16 protein-coding genes are annotated in these 16,964 nt (G+C 71.2%); 10 read left to right on the top strand and 6 right to left on the bottom strand.

All coding sequences use genetic code 11. The features are described from left to right. Nucleotides 1–18: 18 nt before the first annotated feature. On the bottom strand, nucleotides 19–1,329 hold the full coding sequence (locus ACFU95_RS11875) for an ABC transporter substrate-binding protein (RefSeq protein WP_383825422.1): 1,311 nt from the start codon (nucleotides 1,327–1,329) through the stop codon (nucleotides 19–21). Between the two features lie 117 nt (nucleotides 1,330–1,446). On the opposite strand from ACFU95_RS11875, the gene ACFU95_RS11870 reads away from it, so the two are divergent. Together ACFU95_RS11870 and purU are read left to right on the top strand one after the other, a co-directional pair. Then, nucleotides 1,447–1,947, top strand: a complete 501-nt coding sequence (locus ACFU95_RS11870) for a hypothetical protein (protein WP_383825419.1) — start codon at nucleotides 1,447–1,449, stop codon at nucleotides 1,945–1,947. Between the two features lie 84 nt (nucleotides 1,948–2,031). Further along, nucleotides 2,032–2,913 carry a formyltetrahydrofolate deformylase gene (purU, locus tag ACFU95_RS11865; RefSeq protein WP_383825416.1) on the top strand — a complete coding sequence of 294 codons (882 nt, stop codon included), beginning with the start codon at nucleotides 2,032–2,034 and terminating at the stop codon, nucleotides 2,911–2,913. Nucleotides 2,914–3,076: 163 nt separating this feature from the next. Here the strand turns inward: purU and ACFU95_RS11860 are convergent, their stop codons facing one another. Then, complete coding sequence (locus tag ACFU95_RS11860) at nucleotides 3,077–4,345, bottom strand: maleylpyruvate isomerase N-terminal domain-containing protein (RefSeq protein ID WP_383825647.1); 1,269 nt, start codon at nucleotides 4,343–4,345, stop codon at nucleotides 3,077–3,079. Nucleotides 4,346–4,464: 119 nt separating this feature from the next. Beyond that, nucleotides 4,465–5,049 (bottom strand): sigma-70 family RNA polymerase sigma factor, encoded by a 585-nt coding sequence (locus ACFU95_RS11855; RefSeq protein WP_383825413.1) that lies wholly within the window; start codon nucleotides 5,047–5,049, stop codon nucleotides 4,465–4,467. Between the two features lie 369 nt (nucleotides 5,050–5,418). Here ACFU95_RS11855 and ACFU95_RS11850 point away from each other — a divergent pair, with 369 nt between their 5' ends. Further along, a complete protein-coding gene (locus tag ACFU95_RS11850) occupies nucleotides 5,419–5,799 on the top strand; it encodes an STAS domain-containing protein (protein WP_383825410.1) in 381 nt (126 codons plus the stop codon). 152 nt (nucleotides 5,800–5,951) lie between these two features. Continuing rightward, nucleotides 5,952–6,464 carry an EF-hand domain-containing protein gene (locus ACFU95_RS11845; protein ID WP_383825407.1) on the top strand — a complete coding sequence of 171 codons (513 nt, stop codon included), beginning with the start codon at nucleotides 5,952–5,954 and terminating at the stop codon, nucleotides 6,462–6,464. A 3-nt stretch (nucleotides 6,465–6,467) separates the two neighbouring features. On the opposite strand, the gene ACFU95_RS11840 is transcribed toward ACFU95_RS11845, so the two are convergent. Beyond that, nucleotides 6,468–7,973: a class I adenylate-forming enzyme family protein gene (locus tag ACFU95_RS11840; RefSeq protein ID WP_383825405.1), complete on the bottom strand. Its 1,506-nt coding sequence runs from the start codon at nucleotides 7,971–7,973 to the stop codon at nucleotides 6,468–6,470. Nucleotides 7,974–8,130: 157 nt separating this feature from the next. Between ACFU95_RS11840 and ACFU95_RS11835 the strand changes: the two genes are divergently transcribed. The 3 genes from ACFU95_RS11835 (at nucleotide 8,131) to ACFU95_RS11825 (ending at nucleotide 11,113) form a co-directional block, all read left to right on the top strand. Continuing rightward, complete coding sequence (locus ACFU95_RS11835) at nucleotides 8,131–9,264, top strand: acyl-CoA dehydrogenase family protein (RefSeq protein WP_383825402.1); 1,134 nt, start codon at nucleotides 8,131–8,133, stop codon at nucleotides 9,262–9,264. A gap of 3 nt (nucleotides 9,265–9,267) precedes the next feature. Then, the gene (locus ACFU95_RS11830; protein ID WP_383825399.1) at nucleotides 9,268–10,143 is read left to right on the top strand and encodes an acyl-CoA dehydrogenase family protein; all 876 of its coding nucleotides are present in this window, start codon (nucleotides 9,268–9,270) and stop codon (nucleotides 10,141–10,143) included. A 508-nt stretch (nucleotides 10,144–10,651) separates the two neighbouring features. After that, nucleotides 10,652–11,113: an ATP-binding protein gene (locus ACFU95_RS11825; RefSeq protein ID WP_383825644.1), complete on the top strand. Its 462-nt coding sequence runs from the start codon at nucleotides 10,652–10,654 to the stop codon at nucleotides 11,111–11,113. Between the two features lie 460 nt (nucleotides 11,114–11,573). On the opposite strand, the gene ACFU95_RS11820 is transcribed toward ACFU95_RS11825, so the two are convergent. Further along, complete coding sequence (locus ACFU95_RS11820) at nucleotides 11,574–12,500, bottom strand: cyclase family protein (RefSeq protein WP_383825396.1); 927 nt, start codon at nucleotides 12,498–12,500, stop codon at nucleotides 11,574–11,576. Nucleotides 12,501–12,595: 95 nt separating this feature from the next. Between ACFU95_RS11820 and ACFU95_RS11815 the strand changes: the two genes are divergently transcribed. The 3 genes from ACFU95_RS11815 to ACFU95_RS11805 all read left to right on the top strand — a co-directional run bounded on the left by ACFU95_RS11815 (nucleotide 12,596) and on the right by ACFU95_RS11805 (nucleotide 15,826). Beyond that, nucleotides 12,596–13,510, top strand: coding sequence for an SDR family NAD(P)-dependent oxidoreductase (locus ACFU95_RS11815; RefSeq protein WP_383825393.1), 915 nt, complete (start codon nucleotides 12,596–12,598; stop codon nucleotides 13,508–13,510). A gap of 115 nt (nucleotides 13,511–13,625) precedes the next feature. After that, nucleotides 13,626–14,777, top strand: a complete 1,152-nt coding sequence (locus tag ACFU95_RS11810; protein WP_383825390.1) for an acyl-CoA dehydrogenase family protein — start codon at nucleotides 13,626–13,628, stop codon at nucleotides 14,775–14,777. Further along, the gene (locus tag ACFU95_RS11805) at nucleotides 14,777–15,826 is read left to right on the top strand and encodes an alcohol dehydrogenase catalytic domain-containing protein (RefSeq protein ID WP_383825387.1); all 1,050 of its coding nucleotides are present in this window, start codon (nucleotides 14,777–14,779) and stop codon (nucleotides 15,824–15,826) included. The genes ACFU95_RS11810 and ACFU95_RS11805 overlap by 1 nt, the downstream gene beginning before the upstream one ends. A 45-nt stretch (nucleotides 15,827–15,871) precedes the next feature. On the opposite strand, the gene ACFU95_RS11800 is transcribed toward ACFU95_RS11805, so the two are convergent. Further along, nucleotides 15,872–16,930 (bottom strand): GlxA family transcriptional regulator, encoded by a 1,059-nt coding sequence (locus ACFU95_RS11800; protein ID WP_383825385.1) that lies wholly within the window; start codon nucleotides 16,928–16,930, stop codon nucleotides 15,872–15,874. Nucleotides 16,931–16,964: the final 34 nt, after the last annotated feature.

Here is a 16,964-nt window from a genome sequence, read left to right as displayed (position 1 = left end):
CGGTCTGTCCTGTTCTGCTCAGTTCAGCTCGGCACTCTGCAGCGTCCGCGTCACGTCGATGAAGCTCTTGCGGGCCGCCACCAGCCTGCCCTCGCGTACGACCTGGAGGGTCACCTTCCGGTTGACCAGGCGGGGGTAGCCGATGGCGGCCAGGACGTCCTGGAACTTCCACTGGAGGGTCGGCGTGAGCCCGCCCGTGGAGACCTTCAGGCCCTTGTTCAGAGCCGCGCGCACGGAGTCGGCGGTCACCGCGTCGTCGCCGAGCGACTCGACGACCTTCTTGAACGCCGTGTACGCGATCCACGTCGTCTGCACTCCGGCGTCCGCGGGATCGATGCGGTTGTCGCCGAAGGCCTGCTCGCTGATCACCTTCTTCATCGGGTCCCAGCGCGGATCGCTCGCGACGGGGTACCAGCCGGTGATGTACGACCCCTCGTAGGGGCTGGACGCCCCGCCGTTCGCGTTGATCACGGTCTGGTCGACGCTGCCGAGCACGGTGGCGGTGCGCACGTCGGAGTAGTCCTCGCGGGAGCGCCGGAAGGAGTCCATGAAGGTGGTGGTGCGGTCGCCGAGGGCGGGCACCACGCATCCCGGGTCCGCCAGGTCGGTGGCGGAGTACCGCAGCGCACGCTCCGACTGGCCGCCGTACTCGGTGGAGTCCTCCTCGGCGAGCTGGTCGGCGGCGGCCCGGTGCCCGCCCACCCGGAGGCCGGAGTTGAGCAGCGGCGGCAGCTCGTCGCCCGCGATGCTGTCGGGACGCACCAGCGCGACGGGGCCGCAGGAGCCGGCCAGTTCCCTGCCGAGGCCGGCCAGGAGGGTGGGCTGGCCGCCGTTGACGGGGTAGGAGAGCGGGCTGGTGAACTCGGCGTTGGTGACGCCGTAGCCGCCTATGTACGGGATGCCGGCGCCCTCCAGTGAGGGCAGGAAGGTGTCTCCGTACTGGCTGTAGGAGCCGACGACCGCGACGACGTTCTCCTCGATCGCACGGTCGGCGCACCGGGCCGCGGCCACGCTGTCGTTGTGGTCGTTGCAGGTGAGGACCTTGAGCTTGCGGCCGCCGAGGCCGCCGTGGGCGTTGATCCAGCGCGCGTACGCCTGCGCGAGGGCGGGCATGCCGGGCTTGTTGGTCGCCTTGGTGTTCTCCGGCGCCCAGGTCATCACGGTGATCGTGTCATCCCCGGAACCCCCCGTGGTACCGGGGATGACACCGCATCCGACGGCCAGCGAGGCACACGCCACCAGCGCCCCCGCAGCGCGTGCGGAGGCCCGGACGGGCCGGTCGGTGATCGTGGGGAGGACGGTGCTGCGCGTGCGTCGCCTGCCGGTCATGGATACGCACGATTCCGCCACACCGCTAACCCGAGCGTGACCCTTGGTTATCCTTCAGTGACGGGAAGGTGAATTACGGGGGCCGGTGAGGCGCCTGTGAGGGGGAACGTACGATCGATGACCGTGCAAGGTTCGGATAGCTCTTCCCGTCGCGGCCGTCGCTCCTCCACCATGGGCGGCATGCCACTCAACGACATGCCGTGGTGGCGCTGGCGCAGCAATGTGCGCTCCGCGCTGCACATGCTCTCCGACCCGGTCTTCCAGCGCGAGGTCTGGCTGGCCGGCGTCGACGGATACGGCGACGTCACCGACGCCGTGTACCGCCTGGTCGAGGACACCTGGCTGGACAGCTGGTCCGCCGAGAAGTACGTCGGCACGATCTTCCGTGACTCGCAGGAGGCGGCGCTCGTCGACACCGCCGTACTGCGCGTGCTGCGGATCATGCACCAGGTCGGCCCGGACGCGCAGGTCGGCGCCTACCTGGAGAACCAGGGGTGGCCGGAGGCGGTGCGGGCGGCGCGGGACGCGCATGTCCGGATGGCCGTGGCCGACGGCGAGGACCCGGACGCTCCGCCGCGGACGCTGGAGGTGCTGGCGATCATGACGCGCTCCGCGTAGGCGGTCAGCGCGGGCGGTCCGCACAGGGTCCGCGTGACGGGACACCTGTCCACCGCGGGTGCCGAATATGGGACCCTGTGCTGCATGAACCAGCAGTCCGGCCGAGCCGCGGTCCTCGCCGACCAGTACGTCCTCACCCTCGCCTGCCCCGACAAGCAGGGCATCGTGCACGCCGTGTCGAGCTACCTCTTCATGACCGGCTGCAACATCGAGGACAGCCAGCAGTTCGGCGACCACGACACGGGACTGTTCTTCATGCGCGTCCACTTCTCGGCGGAGGCGCCGGTGACGGTGGACAAGCTGCGGGCGAGCTTCGCGGCGATCGGTGACGCCTTCCAGATGGACTGGCAGATCCACCGGGCCGAGGAGAAGATGCGGATCGTCCTCATGGTCAGCAAGTTCGGGCACTGCCTGAACGACCTGCTGTTCCGGGCGCGGATCGGGGCGCTGCCGGTGGAGATCGCCGCCGTGGTGTCCAACCACACCGACTTCGCCGAACTCGTGGGGTCGTACGACATCCCCTTCCACCACATCCCGGTGACCAAGGACAACAAGGCCGAGGCCGAGGCGCGGCTGCTGGAGATCGTGCGGGAACAGGGCGTGGAGCTGGTCGTGCTCGCCCGGTACATGCAGGTGCTCTCCGACGATCTGTGCAAGGCGCTCAGCGGGCGGATCATCAACATCCACCACTCCTTCCTGCCGAGCTTCAAGGGCGCGAAGCCGTACCACCAGGCGCACACGCGCGGTGTGAAGCTGATCGGGGCGACGGCGCACTATGTGACCGCCGACCTCGACGAGGGGCCGATCATCGAGCAGGAGGTCGAGCGCGTGGGGCATGACGTCACGCCGGACCAGCTCGTGGCCATCGGACGCGACGTGGAGTGCCAGGCGCTGGCTCGGGCGGTCAAGTGGCATGCCGAGCGGAGGATTCTGCTGAACGGGCGCAGGACGGTCGTCTTCGCCTAGTAGCTCGGTCCAGCTGTTTCAGGGCGGCTGCGGGTGGTTCGTGGTTGCTCGCGCAGTTCCCCGCGCCCCTTGGGTGCGTCCACTGCACGTACTCAAGGGGCGCGGGGAACTGCGCGAGCAGCCCCCACTCGCCCGCAGCCGCCCGCGAATCCGCAACCGCCCCCTACATCCGGCTCAAGCTCGCCGCAGCCAGCAGCACATCCCGGATCGCCGCACGATCACCCACCTGCCCCGCCGCAGCCTCCGCAGGAGACACGTGGCCGGCCGCCAGCCGGCAGAACTCCGCGCCGTCCAGGGCGACATGGGCCACCTCATGCTCCGCGGAGCCCACCGCGGCCGGGGAATCCAGCGGGATCAGCCACTCCCCGCCACCCGATCCCTCGATCTCCAGGCGCAGACTGCGGCCGGGCTCTCCCGCGGGGACAAGGTGCCGGCCCGGTGGCGGCGCCGCCAGCCCCGCGCGGCGGCGGGCCGACAGCACCGTGGGCAGCAGGCGGGCCGCCAGGCCGACCATCTGGTGCAGGTCGCGGCCGACCGGCGGTTCGTACGGGTAGTCCACCGCCTCGGCGATGTCCTCGGCGTGCACCCAGCACTCGAAGGCGCGGTCCAGCATCGCGTCGCGCAGCGGCAGTTCGAAGTCGCCGTAAGGGACGGACAGTCCGCCCGTGCCGCCACCCGTGAAGGACACCGTGCGGACCAGGGCGTGGGTCTGCTCCCGCCAGGGTGCGCGCACGGCTCGGGTCGGCGGGAAGTGCGAGGCCCGCCAGTACGCGTCGGTGCGCGCGGCCGGGGTCGGGCGGTCGGCGGCCACCTCGCCCATCGGGTCCTCCAGGCCCAGCGCGACCGCCACCAGCCCGTCCACCGTCAGCAGATGGGCGATGACCCCGGCGACGGTCGTACGACGGCTCGTCGGCTCGTCCCTCTCGAACCACCGCAGCCGCACAGGCGCGTGCCACTCGGCGTCCCCGAAGTCCTGGAGCAGGGCGTCCAGGCGGGCCGTCTCCGCGTCGTACGGAGTCGCCCACTCGGGCACCGGGATGCGCGGTGGGCGCCGCTCCAGGCAGCCTTCCAGGACGCGGGTGCGCAGAGAGGGGGCCAGGTCGAGGCTCTCGGTGGGGTGCAGCAGGCCGACGGCCTCGCGCAGCCGCCGGGCCTCGTCCGCGCAGAGACCGCAGTCGCCGAGGTGTTCCTCGACGGCTGCCGTCTCCTCCGACGAGCAGGCGGCAAGCGCCCACGCGCCGAGGAGCGACCTCAGGACGCGGTGTTCCAGGACGAGCGGGGCGGGTCGCGGCGCCGGGTCGCCGAGGTCCTCCAGGGCGGGCAGCGGGCGTCCGGTGTCCTCGACGGAGGCGCGGGGGAGCGGTATGCGGGGCGGTTGATCGGGGCTCGGGTCCGGGGTGGGGTGCTGGTCGTCGCCGTTGCCGCTGCTCATACCCCCGGCTCCGCGGGTGGTGTCTCCGGAGCCGTCCTCCCCCTTGGTCTCCTGGTGCTTCTCATGATCGTCACCAGGGTCCCGGTCCGGGTCCCGGTCCGGGAAACGCTCTGCCTCGTTCACACCGCACCCCCGTATCCCGGCGGTGCTCCCGGGGCGGCTCCGGCGTCGTGGGCGGTGGACAGCAGTTGCAGGCCCAGGCGCAGACGGCGGCGGGCCTCGTCCTCGGTGACGCCGAGGTCGGCGGCGGTCTGGCGGTAGTCGCGGCGCTGGAAGTAGGCCAGCTCCAGGGCGGCGCGCAGCGGGACGGGCATGGACTGGACGATGTAGTCGGCGCGGGCGGCGACCGAGGCGTGCCGCACCTTGCGCTCCAGTTCCTCGGTGCAGCCCTGGCCGGCCTGGACGAGGGCGGCGGTCTCGGTGGCGCGCAGCCGCTGCACGGCGAGGCGGTGGGTCAAGGTGGCGACCCAGGAGCGCAGCGGGCCCTGCTTGGGGTCGTAGGCGTCCGGGTGCTCCCAGACGTGGGCGAAGACGTCGCGGGTGATGTGGTCGGCGGCGCGCTCGTCGCCCAGCACGGTGTGGGCGAGGCCGTGCACGAGCGAGGCGAACCGGTCGTAGAGCTCGCCGAGGGCGGCCGCCTCGCCGCGGGCGAGCCGCTGCTGCATCTTGCGGTCCCAGCGGGGCGGTGCGTCCTTCTTCGCCATACGGCCCCCCTCACCGGTCCGATCCGTCCAGCGTGCGTCCTCCGTCCCCCCGAATGTAGTCGGCACGTCCGACAGCGCACGCCCCTTTGTCGCAATGTGCGCCCCTTGTAGAGCCATGGCTGGTGACGCACCTCGCTCTCGTGGTAGAGGACCTCGCGCTCGGATCACCCACGGGCCCCGCTCGGGCCCGCACCGGGTCGGCTACCCGGCCCCCGTGCGATCAGACTCGATCGAACAGGATCGAATGCGATTGAAACAAGCCTTTTCTGATCGGTGACCGTTTTCTGGAGGGAGTTTCAGGGCACAGCCGCTGGGCAGCCGCGCTGCAAGGAAGCGTAGGTATCACTTCCGGTTCGGCGAGCGAGGGGCGTGGTGGTGACGTTGAAAGTGACCGGTGGCGAGCGAGGCGACTGGGCCGTGCTCCAGGTGTCGGGCGAGCTGGATCTGGTGACCTCGCCGGTGATGCGTCAGCACATCCATGACGTGGTGGCCGAGGGGCGCCACAGCCTCGTCCTCGACCTGTCCGAGGTCATGTTCTGCGACTCCAGCGGTGTCGGCGTCCTCATCGCCGCCCGCCGGCTCATCCGCTCCTGCCAGGGCAGTCTGCGGCTGATACTGCCGGCGCAGGGCGCGGCGGACGGGTCGCACGTCAACCGTGTCCTGGGCGCGTTGGGAGTACGCCGGCTCTTCGAGGTCTACCCGGACGTCGCGGCGGCGGTCGCGGGCGACACCCGTCCGCTGTCGGCCTGAACAGGCCCGATCACCGTCGGTAGTGCCACACCGTTGTCCCGAAATTCCCCCGGTCTTGGCACAACCGCCGCTTTCCCACGCCCGGACGCCCTCCGGCGTCGTACGCTCCGTGCCAGAGGTACCCCACGTGACGTAAGGCGGCCCGATAAGACATGGTCAGCAGCGAGTACGAGCGCAGGAGCGCCGCCCGGTTCGCCACCTTCGACCAGGACGGCAACGGCTACATCGACCGGGAGGACTTCAGCGCGGCGGCCAAGGCACTGCTCGCGGAGTTCGGTATCGCGGCCCGGTCCGACAAGGGCCAGGCGCTGTACGGCGGAGCCGAGGCGTTCTGGCAGGGCATGGCCGGCATCGCGGACCGGGACGGTGACCAGCGCATCACCCGCGAGGAGTTCGTGAACGGCGCGGTCAAGCGGCTGCGGGACAACCCGGACCGGTTCGCCGAGATCGCCCGCCCCTTCCTGCACGCCGCCTTCGACCTCGCCGACTCCGACGGTGACGGTGCCGCCACGGTCGCCGACACCGCGCGCGTGCTGGGCTGCCTCGGCGTCCAGCAGGACATCGCCCGGGCGGCCGCCGGCTCGCTCGACGCGGACGGCGACGGCAAGGTGGCGGAGGGCGAGATCATCACCGCGTTCGCCCGTTACTTCACCGTCCCCGAGTGATCCCTACGCCCCCGAGAAGCGCTCCCTGAGCTGGTACTTGAGCACCTTGCGCAGGGTCTCGTTGCGTGGAAGGGCGTCCACCACCTCCAGCTGCTCCGGCAGCTTGTGCGTCGACAGCCCTTCCCCGCGCAGATACGACGTGAGCGCCTCCAGGGTCAGCCGGTCCGCGCCGGCCGGCTGTTCCACGACCGCGCAGACCCGCTCCCCGCGCTCCGCGTCCGGCAGGCCGATCACGGCCACGTCCCCGACCGCCGGATGCCGGTGCAGCAGGTCCTCGATCTCCTTCGCCGAGACGTTCTCCCCCTTGCGGATGATCACGTCCTTCAGGCGGCCGGTCAGCACCAGATGCCCGCTGTCCGTCAGATACCCGAGGTCACCGGTCCGCAGGAACCCTTCCCCGTCGAAGGCCCGAGCCGTCTGCGCGGGGTCCAGATAGCCCCGGCACACCGCCTCCCCGCGCAGCCGCACCTCCCCCTCCACGATCCGTATCTCCATCTCCCCGGGCGGCCGCCCCTCGGTCGTCGCCAGGTTCTCCGCCGTGTCGTCCGGTGCCCCCATCGTGATCATCGGCACCTCGGTCATGCCGTAGCCGTGCGTCAGCTGCACGCCCATCTCGCGGACCACGGCGTGATAGAGCTCCGGCGGCTTCGGCGCCCCGCCGCCCGCCAGCAGCCGCAGGGAGGGAACGGCCTTCTCGCCGTCCGGCTGCCTGCGCTGCTCCGCCAGGAGCATCGAGTAGAACGCCGTGGACCCGCCGGCGATCGTCACACCGTGGCCGCGGTACCCCTTCAGCGCGTCCGGCAGCGCGAACTGCTCGAACATCACCGCGGGGAAGCCGTAGAGCAGGAGCATCACCATGTAGTCCGGGCCGCCTATGTGCGCGTACGGAAAGGCGATCGACCCGATGTCCCCGGCGGTCGGACGCAGCGCGTGCGCCAGGCAGGAGCCGCCCGCGATCAGTGAGCGATCCGTGTGCAGCACGCCCTTGGGGTCGGACGTCGTCCCCGAGGTCCAGTAGATCCAGCGCACCGAGGTGCCCTCGGCGGGCGGTGGGGGCAGGACCGACGGGTCCCCGTCGGGCAGGCTGTCGTACGCCTCGAAGATCCCCTTCGCGCCCAGCCGTCGCGCCATCCCGGTGTGGTCGAAGCCCCGCCACGCGCCCGGCACCGCGAAGAACTCCGCCTTCGACTCCCGCAGCGCGAACCCCACTTCGCGCTCCCGGTAGAAGGGGATGACCGGCGACTGCACGGCACCGAGCCGGGCCAGCGCGAAGGACAGCACGGCTGTCTCGATGCGGGTGGGCAGCTGCCAGGCGACGACCGTGCCGGGGCGTACGCCCATGTCGTACAGGCCCGCCGCCACGCGCTCGGCACGCGCGCGTAGGCCGCCGAAGGACAGGGTGCGGCTCTCCTGGAGGAGAGCGGGGCGCTCGGGGGTGCGGACGGCGCGGCCGGCGAGCAGGTCCCAGAGGGTGCGCGAGGAACTCAGGGCCTGAGCGGTGTCGTTCATGACAACCCCCTGCGTCAACTGACGGTCAGTCAGATCGTGGGCAGAGCGTAGGGCTCACCGCCTTGTCGGTCCAGGGGTGCGGGTCTAGCCTTCCCGTGGCGGCATGATCTGACGGCGCATCAGATGGTGGCGGCCTCCGGCGGAGGGGGAACGGCTCGTGGATCTGGCGTACACGCCCGAAGAAGAGGAGTTCCGCGCCCGGTTGCGGGAGTGGCTGGGCCGGGTGCTGCCCGCGCTCGCGCCGAAGCCGTCCCCGGACGACTGGCCGGGACGCCGCGCCTACGACCTCGGCTGGCAGCGCAGGCTGTACGACGCCGGGTACGCCGACGTCCACTGGGACGCCTCCCCGACCATGCGGCTGATCTTCCTGGAGGAGACCGAGAAGGCGGGCGCGCCCTATGTGGGTGCCAACTTCGTCGGGCTGCTGCACGCGGGGCCGACCGTCGCCGCCGAGGGAACCGCCGGACAGCGGGCGCGCTGGCTGCCGCCGATCCTGCGCGGGGACGAGGTCTGGTGCCAGGGCTTCAGTGAGCCGGACGCCGGATCCGACCTCGCGGCACTGCGCACGCGCGCGCGTAGGGACGGCGACGACTATGTGGTGAGCGGGTCCAAGATCTGGACCTCCCATGCGGAAGTGGCCGACTGGTGCGAGCTGTTGGTCCGCACCGACCCCGATGCGCCCAGGCACCGCGGGATCAGCTGGCTGGCGATGCCCATGGACGCGCCGGGCATCACCGTACGGCCGCTGAGGACCCTCGCCGGGTCGGCCGAGTTCGCCGAGGTGTTCCTCGACGAGGTGCGGGTGCCGGTCGCCAACCGGGTCGGGGAGGAGAACGACGGCTGGCGCGTGACGATGGTGACCCTCTCCTTCGAGCGCGGCACGGCCTTCGTGGGCGAGGTCGTCGCCTGCCGCCGGGTCCTGCGCGAACTCGCCGGCGAGGCGCGCAAGAACGGGCGCTGGGACGATCCCGTGCTCCGGCGCCGGCTGGGGCGGCTGAACGCGGAGTTCCGGGCCCTGTGGCGGCTGACGCAGTGGAACGTGAGCGAGGCGGAAGGGAGCGGTGGGGTGCCGGGCGTAGGGGGTTCGGTTTTCAAACTCAGGTATTCGCATGCCCGCCAGGACCTCTATGACGCCGCGGCCGACGTGCTGGGCCCCGAGGCGCTGGACCTCGGCCGGCCGTGGGTGCTCGACCGGCTGTCCTCGCTGTCGTACACCATCGCCGCCGGCACCTCGCAGATCCAGCGGAACATCGTGGCCGAGCGGATCCTCGGACTGCCGAAGGGGCGGTGACGGATGCGTTTCCAACTGACCGAGGACCAGCGGGCGTTGCGCGGTGGTGTGCGGGAGATGCTGGCGCGGCGCTTCGGCCCGGAGGCGCTCAGGGCCGCCGTCGACGAGCCCGGCCGCCTGGACCGGGCCCTGTGGCGGGAGCTCGGCACGGCAGGCTTCTTCGCGCTACGGCTGCCGGAGGCGCGGGGCGGAGTCGGACTCGGGTTGCCCGAGGCGGTGTTGGCCTTCGAGGAGGCGGGACGTGCGCTACTGCCCGGGCCCCTGGTGGCCACGCACCTCGCGGCGGGGGCGGTGCCTGGCGCGGCCACCGGGGAGACGGTCGTGGCGGGTGTCGGCAACGGGCTGGTCGAGTGGCTCGCCGAGGCGGACGTCGTACGGGGGGTCGCGGCCGGGGCCGTACCGCTGCGCTCGGTCGACCCGCTGACGCCCCTGCACCGGGTCCCCGCAGGCGCGGGCCCGGCCCCCGTCGCCGTACTCCTCACCGCGGCCGAACAGTTGGGCAGTGCCACACGCGCGTGCGAGCTGGCTGTGCAACACGCCCGGACGCGTGAGCAGTTCGGGCAGCCGATCGGGGCCTTCCAGGCGGTGAAGCATCTGTGCGCGGAGATGCTGGTGCGGACGGAGACGGCCCGTGCCGCCGTCTACGCGGCGGCCGTCACGGCCGACCCGGCCGACGTCGACACCGCCCGGCTGCTCGCCGACGAGGCCGCCGTGCGCGGCGCCCGCGACTGCCTTCAGGTGCACGGCGGCATGGGCTTCACCTGGGAGTTCGAGCTCCACCTGCATCTGAAGCGCGCATGGGTGCGGACGCATCGTGCGGGCGATGCTACGCAGAGTGAGGAGAATCTGGCGGCCGAGCTTCTCGCCGAATCGAGCTGAAGGCCGCTGGTCTGCGATGTCATCGACGGCCCCGGCGCGGATGTCGCGGATTGTGGCATACCGGAATTACGGAGCGTTGATATCGGGTTGTGTCCTACGCGTGACTCGTCACGGCCTGGAGTCGGCCGTCCGCTCCGGTACCTTGTGTGAGATGCGAGTGGTTCCGAGCACGAGCCATCCCGGAGTTGCCCTTGATGCGGCTCCGGATCCGGCGGTGCGCGCCGCTGTTCGCAAGGCGGGAAGGCGTTCTGCCCCCGCCTGTTCGACTCCCCACGACAAGCGTCGCACAGTATGCCGCAGGGGTACTCCTTCGCGCTGGAATATGCCCGAAGCGCTTGTTGGGGTGACTGTACGTCAACCATGCTGTCGGCTAAGGGATTCACGTTCCGTGACCCTGGCTTTGGCCATTGTTCTGGCCATGAAAAGAATGGCTAGGATCGTGGCCCTCGTGAGGCGCGGGGCTATGTGTCCGCCGGTTCGGATGGTGTGAGCGGTGCAGGTGCTTCAAGTGCAGCTGGAGATCCGGCCCGACCCCGCTGAAGTGGGGCGAGCCCGGCGGTGGGCGCGCTCGCGGCTCGCCGGGTCCGGGATAGAGGCCGACGAGCCGCTCGCCGAGACGCTGATCCTGCTCGTCTCCGAACTGGTCACCAACGCCGTGGTGCACACCGGCTGTCCGGCCGTGCTGCGCCTGTCTCTGCCAGGGGCGGCCCAGGGCTGCGCCACCGTCCGGCTGGAGGTGGCCGACCGCAGTGGCCACGCGCCGGTGCCCCGGTGCGCGGACGGTGACGCGACGGGCGGCCGTGGACTCGCCCTCGTCGACGGTCTCGCGGACCGGTGGGGCTGGAGCTCCGAGGGCGCCGGCAAGCGGATCTGGTGCGAACTGGACCGCGGCGCGGAGTCGGCGGCGTCCGCTTCCGCCTACGGGAGCGGGGCGTCGGCGTACGAGGGGCTCGCGTACGAAGCGGTGTGACCGGTGCGTGGGGCCGGTGTGTGTGACCGGTGCGGGTGAGCGGTGTGACGGGCGCACGGCGTGACCATTCCGCCGGATCCGGTGCACGGTTGCAGAGAAGCGCTGTACCTCCAGTGCGGGGGAGCGTCGGTGCGCCCGGCATGCTTCTGTGCGCGGCCGTCAGGAAATAGGGCGTAAGTGACAAATCCCCGAGCGGGTGTTGACGCCGCGTGTCCGGTTGATCACGCTTGTGGTCAGCGATTCGCCGCGAGGGGACGACGAGGGCTTCGGTGACGGAGGCCCTTGCCGAGTGTGGGTCGTGATTCGGCGTCGGTCCTCCCCAGGGCCAGGAGGATCGGGGCGGGTACGCCGGAGTCGGATGGCGGCGCGCGGTGCCGTGCTCGGGGCGGTGGGGGCACCCCCTGCTCGGGTTTAGCCGAGAGTGGGGAAGCCGCGCCGCCAGCCGACCTCGCCGGAGAGTTCAGAGCACGGCCACGGGTGCGACGGGAGTCCCTGTGCCGCCGACGAAGGGCTCAGGCATCGCCGACAGCAGGAACGCGTAGCGACCCTCTTCTCCACAGGCTGTGGACAACTTTTCGAGATTCCAGTTCTGGCCCTGGAGCATCCCCATTTCCACCAGGTCGAGCGCGTGCACCGGCAGCCACAAATCCTCCGTCTCAGGCGGAAATATCTCAAACGTGAGGGTGTCGTTGGCCACCGCCGCCACATCGCGCGCGTGGAACCATTCCGGGGTGCGGATCGACAGGCCGGGTGAGGGGTAGCCGTACGCGTGCTTGTCGCCGGCGAGATACGCCTGGATCTGCCCCGTCCGTACGAGCACGATGTCGCCGGCGCGCACCCGCGTGCCCGCCAGTTCCTCGGCCGCCTCCAGGTCCTCCGGGGTGACCGCGTGCCCGCCGTCGAGCCGCGTGACGCCACGCGCGCGTGCCACGTCCAGCAGCACCCCGCGCGAGACGACGTGCCGCGCCTTGTCGATGCCGCTGAACTCGGCACCGCCGTGCGCAGTGATGGTGCCGGCCGGGCGGCCGTTGTAGATCCGCCCGGAGTGCGAGACATGGGTGAGCGCGTCCCAGTGCGTGGCGGCCTGGAGGCCCATGGTCACGGCGTCGTCGCTGCACGCGACGGTTCCCGGGCCGAAGAGCTCCTGGTTGATCTGCACCATGGTGTGCAGGGGGTTCACGCGCCCGGGGATCATGCCGGTCTGCACGCCGTCCTGCTGGAGGGGGAGGGCGAGCGGGATGCGGCGGCCGCTCCGGACGCAGGCGGCCGCCTCGCGGACCACCTCGTCGGTGATCAGGTTCAGTGTGCCCATCTCGTCGTCGGCGCCCCAACGGCCCCAGTTGTTCACGCGCTTGGCGATCTCGTGGAATGCGTCCGGCAGTGACATGAGTCCTCCCCGGGGCTTGTCTCCGCGTATCTGACGGGTCGTAGAATCAAGTCGAATCTAACGGACCGTCAGAAACTGCGGGAAGGGGCCGGGGCATGGGGAACTTCTTGGCAGGCAAGGTCGTCGCCGTGACGGGCGCGGGCCGGGGCATCGGCCGGGCGGTGGCAGTCGCGGCGGCCGCCGAGGGGGCGCGGGTGGTCGTCAACGACTACGGGGTGTCGGTGGAGGGTGCCTCACCCACCAGCGAGGTCGCCGAGGCGGTGGTCAAGGAGATCGAGTCGGCGGGCGGGGAAGCGGTCGCGGTCGCCGACGACATCTCCACCATGGCGGGCGGACAGCGGGTGGTCGACGTCGCGCTCTCGTCGTACGGACGCATCGACGGTGTCGTCTGTGTCGCCGGGATTCTGCGTGAGCGGATGCTGTTCAACATGACCGAGGAGGAGTGGGATCCGGTGGTCGCCACTCATCTGAAGGGGACGTTCACGGTGTTCCGGGCCGCTTCGGCGGTGATGCGGAAGCAGCGGACGGGGACCCTGATCGGGTTCACCAGCGGGAACCATCAGGGGTCGGTGTCGCAGGCGAACTACAGCGCGGCGAAGGGCGGGATCATCTCGCTGGTGCGCAGCGCCGCGCTGGGCCTGAACCGGTACGGGGTGACCGCCAACGCGGTGGCGCCCGTCGCCCGTACACGGATGTCGGCCGGGGTGCCCATGGAGCTGACGGAGATCGGGGAGCCGGAGGACGTGGCCGCCCTGGTGGTCTATCTGCTGTCGGACGGGGCCGGGGAGCAGGGGATCACAGGGCAGGTGTACACGGTCGCGGGGCCGAAGATCGCGGTGTGGGCCCAGCCGCGGGAGCTGCGTTCGGCCTATGCGGTGGGGGGCTGGACGCCGGAGCGGATCGCGGAGGTTCTGCCGGGGTCGGTGGGGGTGGATCCGATGCCGATGCTGGAGCGGGTGCGGGAGATGAGGCGGGCTGCGGTGGAGGGTTCTCGGCCTAACGCCCAATAGCTCGGGGCGGAAGGTCGTATGGCGGCTGCGGGTTCGTCGTGGCTGGTCGCCGCGGTTCCCCGCGCCCCTGAGGAAGGGGCGTTGTCTCTGGCCGGAAACTACAAGGAGACCCTTTATGGACTTCGGGTTCACGGCGGAGGATGAAGCGTTTCGTGTGGAAGCGCGGGCGTGGCTGGACGAGTACACCAAGGACGCCCAGGACCGTGGTAGTTGGGAACGGGTGCTTGGTAAAGCCGGGTGGATAGGGCTCGGTTGGGGTGAGGCCGGCTATGGGAATCGGAGCGCCACCCTCACCCAGCAGGTCGTCTGGGCCGAGGAGTACGCGCGGTCGGGGGCGCCGGCGCGGTCCGGGCATATCGGGGAGAAGCTTCTCGCGCCCACCCTCATCGCGCATGGCACCCAGGAGCAGAAGGCACGGTTCCTGCCGGCGGTCGCGGCGGGGGACGAGCTGTGGTGTCAGGGGTACAGCGAACCCGGGGCGGGGTCGGACCTCGCTGGGGTGCGGACCAAGGCCGAGCTGGGCGCGGACGGGGCGTATCGGATTACCGGGCAGAAGATCTGGACCTCCCTCGCTCATGAGGCCGACTGGTGTTTCGTGCTGGCCCGTACGGATCCCGAGTCGAGTCGGCATCACGGGCTGACCTTCCTTCTCGTCCCCATGGACCAGCCGGGGCGTATCGAGGTGCGGCCCATTCGGCAGATGACGGGCACCAGTGACTTCAACGAGGTGTTCTTCGACGGCGCACGCGCGCGTGCGGAGCACGTCGTGGGGGGAGCGGGCGGTGGCTGGCGCGTCGCCATGAGCCTGCTCGGGTTCGAGCGGGGAGTGTCGACACTGGCCCAGCAGGTCGGGTTCGCCCGGGAGCTGGAGCGGGTGGTGCGGGCGGCCGTGGAGACGGGGGCGGTCGGTGATCCCGTGGTGCGTGAGCGGCTCGTGCGGCAGTGGGCCGAGCTTCGGGTGATGCGCTGGAACGCGTTGCGCACCCTGGGGCGGTCCGGGGACGCGGGGGCGCCCAGCGTGGCCAAGCTGTTGTGGGGCGGCTGGCATCAGCGGCTCGGGGAGCTGGCGATGCTGGTGCGGGGCGCCGCCGCCGGGGTCGGGCCGGGGCAGTGGTCGCCCTCGACGCCGTACGAACTCGACGAGGCCCAGCAGCTGTTCCTGTTCTCCCGGGCCGACACCGTCTACGGCGGGTCCGATCAGGTGCAGCGCACGATCATCGCCGAGCGGGTGCTCGGCCTGCCCAGGGAGCCCAAGGGGGTCGTCTGATGCGCGGTGTGGTGTTCGACGGGAAGCAGGTCCAGGTCGTGGACGACCTGGAGGTGCGGGATCCGGGGCCCGGGGAGGTGCTGGTCGCGATCTCGGCCGCCGGGTTGTGCCACAGCGATCTGTCCGTGGTGGACGGGACCATACCTTTTCCGGTTCCTGTGGTGCTGGGCCATGAGGGGGCGGGGGTGGTGGAGGCGGTGGGTGTGGGGGTCACCCATGTAGAACCCGGCGATCATGTGGCGCTCTCCACGCTCGCCAACTGCGGTACGTGCGCGGAGTGCGACCGGGGGAGGCCGACGATGTGCCGGCAGGCGATCGGTCGGCCCGGGCGGCCGTTCACCCGTGGGGGCCGGCCTGTCTTCCAGTTCGCTTCCAACTCCGCCTTCGCGGAACGGACCGTGGTGAAGGCCGTGCAGGTGGTTCGCGTCCCGAAGGACATTCCCCTGCCGTCCGCCGCGTTGATCGGGTGCGGGGTGCTGACGGGTGTGGGAGCCGTTCTCAACCGGGCGAGGGTGGACCGTGGCGACAGCGTGCTCGTGATCGGCACCGGCGGTATCGGCCTCAACGTCCTTCAGGGGGCGCGGATCGCGGGTGCCCTGCGGATCGTCGCCGTGGACGCGAATCCGGCGAAGGAGGCGGTGGCACGGCAGTTCGGGGCGACCGACTTCCTGACCTCGACGGAGGGCGTGCGGGAACTGCTGCCGACAGGGGCGGACCATGCCTTCGAGTGCGTGGGGCGGGTGGAGCTGATCCGGCAGGCGGTCGACCTGCTCGACCGGCACGGGCAGGCGGTTCTGCTGGGGGTTCCGCCGGCCGGCGCCGAGGCGTCCTTCGTCGTGTCCGCCATGTACCTGGACAAGTCGATCCTGGGGTGCCGGTACGGGTCGTCGAGGCCGCAGCGGGACATCGCGCTGTACGCCGAGCTGTACCGGGAAGGGCGGCTGATGCTGGACGAGCTGGTGACGCAGACGTATCCGGTGGAGGAGTTCGAGAGGGCGGCGGCGGACGCGGAGGCGGGGAAGGTGGCTCGCGGAGTGCTCACCTTCTGACTGAGGATTGCGGGCCCTGTCCCCGCGCCGGCCCGCCGGGACGCCTCAAGTGCCGCTGGGGACCTCGACGTCGACGCGGCCCGCGGCGCGGAAGGTGCGCCGATAGCTGGTGGGCGTGACACCGAGCGCCGCCTGTAGGTGCTGCCGCATCGACTGGGCCGTACCGAAACCGGCGTCCCTGGCCACCTGGTCGACCGAGAGGCCGGTGGACTCCAGGAGGTGGCGGGCGCGTTCGACGCGTTGCTGCGCGAGCCACTGGCCCGGGCTGATGCCGACCTCCTCGCGGAAGCGGCGGGTGAAGGTGCGCACCGACATGGACTCCTGGTCCGCCATGTCACGCAGCTGGATCGGCTCGTGGAGGCGGCCCAGTGCCCAGGCGCGGGCCGTGGTCGTGGACGCCTGCTGCGGGTCGGGGACCGGGCGGTGGATGTACTGGGCCTGGCCGCCGTCCCGGTGGGGCGGTACGACGGTGCGGCGGGCCACTTCGTTGGCGACCGCCGTGCCGTGGTCGCGGCGGACCATGTGGAGGCACAGGTCGATCCCGGCCGCGACACCGGCCGAGGTCAGCACGTCGCCGTCGTCGATGAACAGGACGTCCGCGTCGACCTCGATCTTCGGGAACAGCCGCTGGAAGCGCTCGGCGTCGGCCCAGTGCGTGGTGGCCGGGCGGCCGTCGAGCAGGCCGGCGGCGGCCAGGACGTAGACGCCGGTGCAGATGGAGGCGAAGCGGGTGCCGGGGCGGACGTGGGCGAGCGCGGCGGCCAGGTCGTCGGTCAGTACGCCGTCGTCGAAGACCGGGCCGAGTTCGTACGACGCCGGGACGATCACGGTGTCGGCGGTGGCCAGGGCCCGCGGCCCGTGCTCGACCTGGATGGCGAAGTCGGCGTCCGTCTGCACCGGGCCGGGCGGCCGGATCGAGCAGGTGACGACCTCGTACAGGAGCCGTCCCCGCGCGTCCCTGGGGCGGCCGAAGATGCGGTGCGGGATGCCCAGCTCGAAGGGGAGCAGGCCGTCCAGGGCCAGGACGACGACGCGGTGCGGTCGGAAATCGGGCTCGGGCGCGGACCCGGGCTCGCGCTCCTGGTGCTCCGGCTCACTGCTCATGGCCCGATCCTAACGAATGCTGTCCTTCGGGCCA

The sequence above is a fragment of the Streptomyces sp. NPDC057623 genome, assembly GCF_042800355.1.
Lineage (GTDB): Bacteria > Actinomycetota > Actinomycetes > Streptomycetales > Streptomycetaceae > Streptomyces.
The sequence above is the reverse complement of the archived record's forward strand: the minus strand, read 5'-3'. Positions and strand labels throughout refer to the sequence as shown.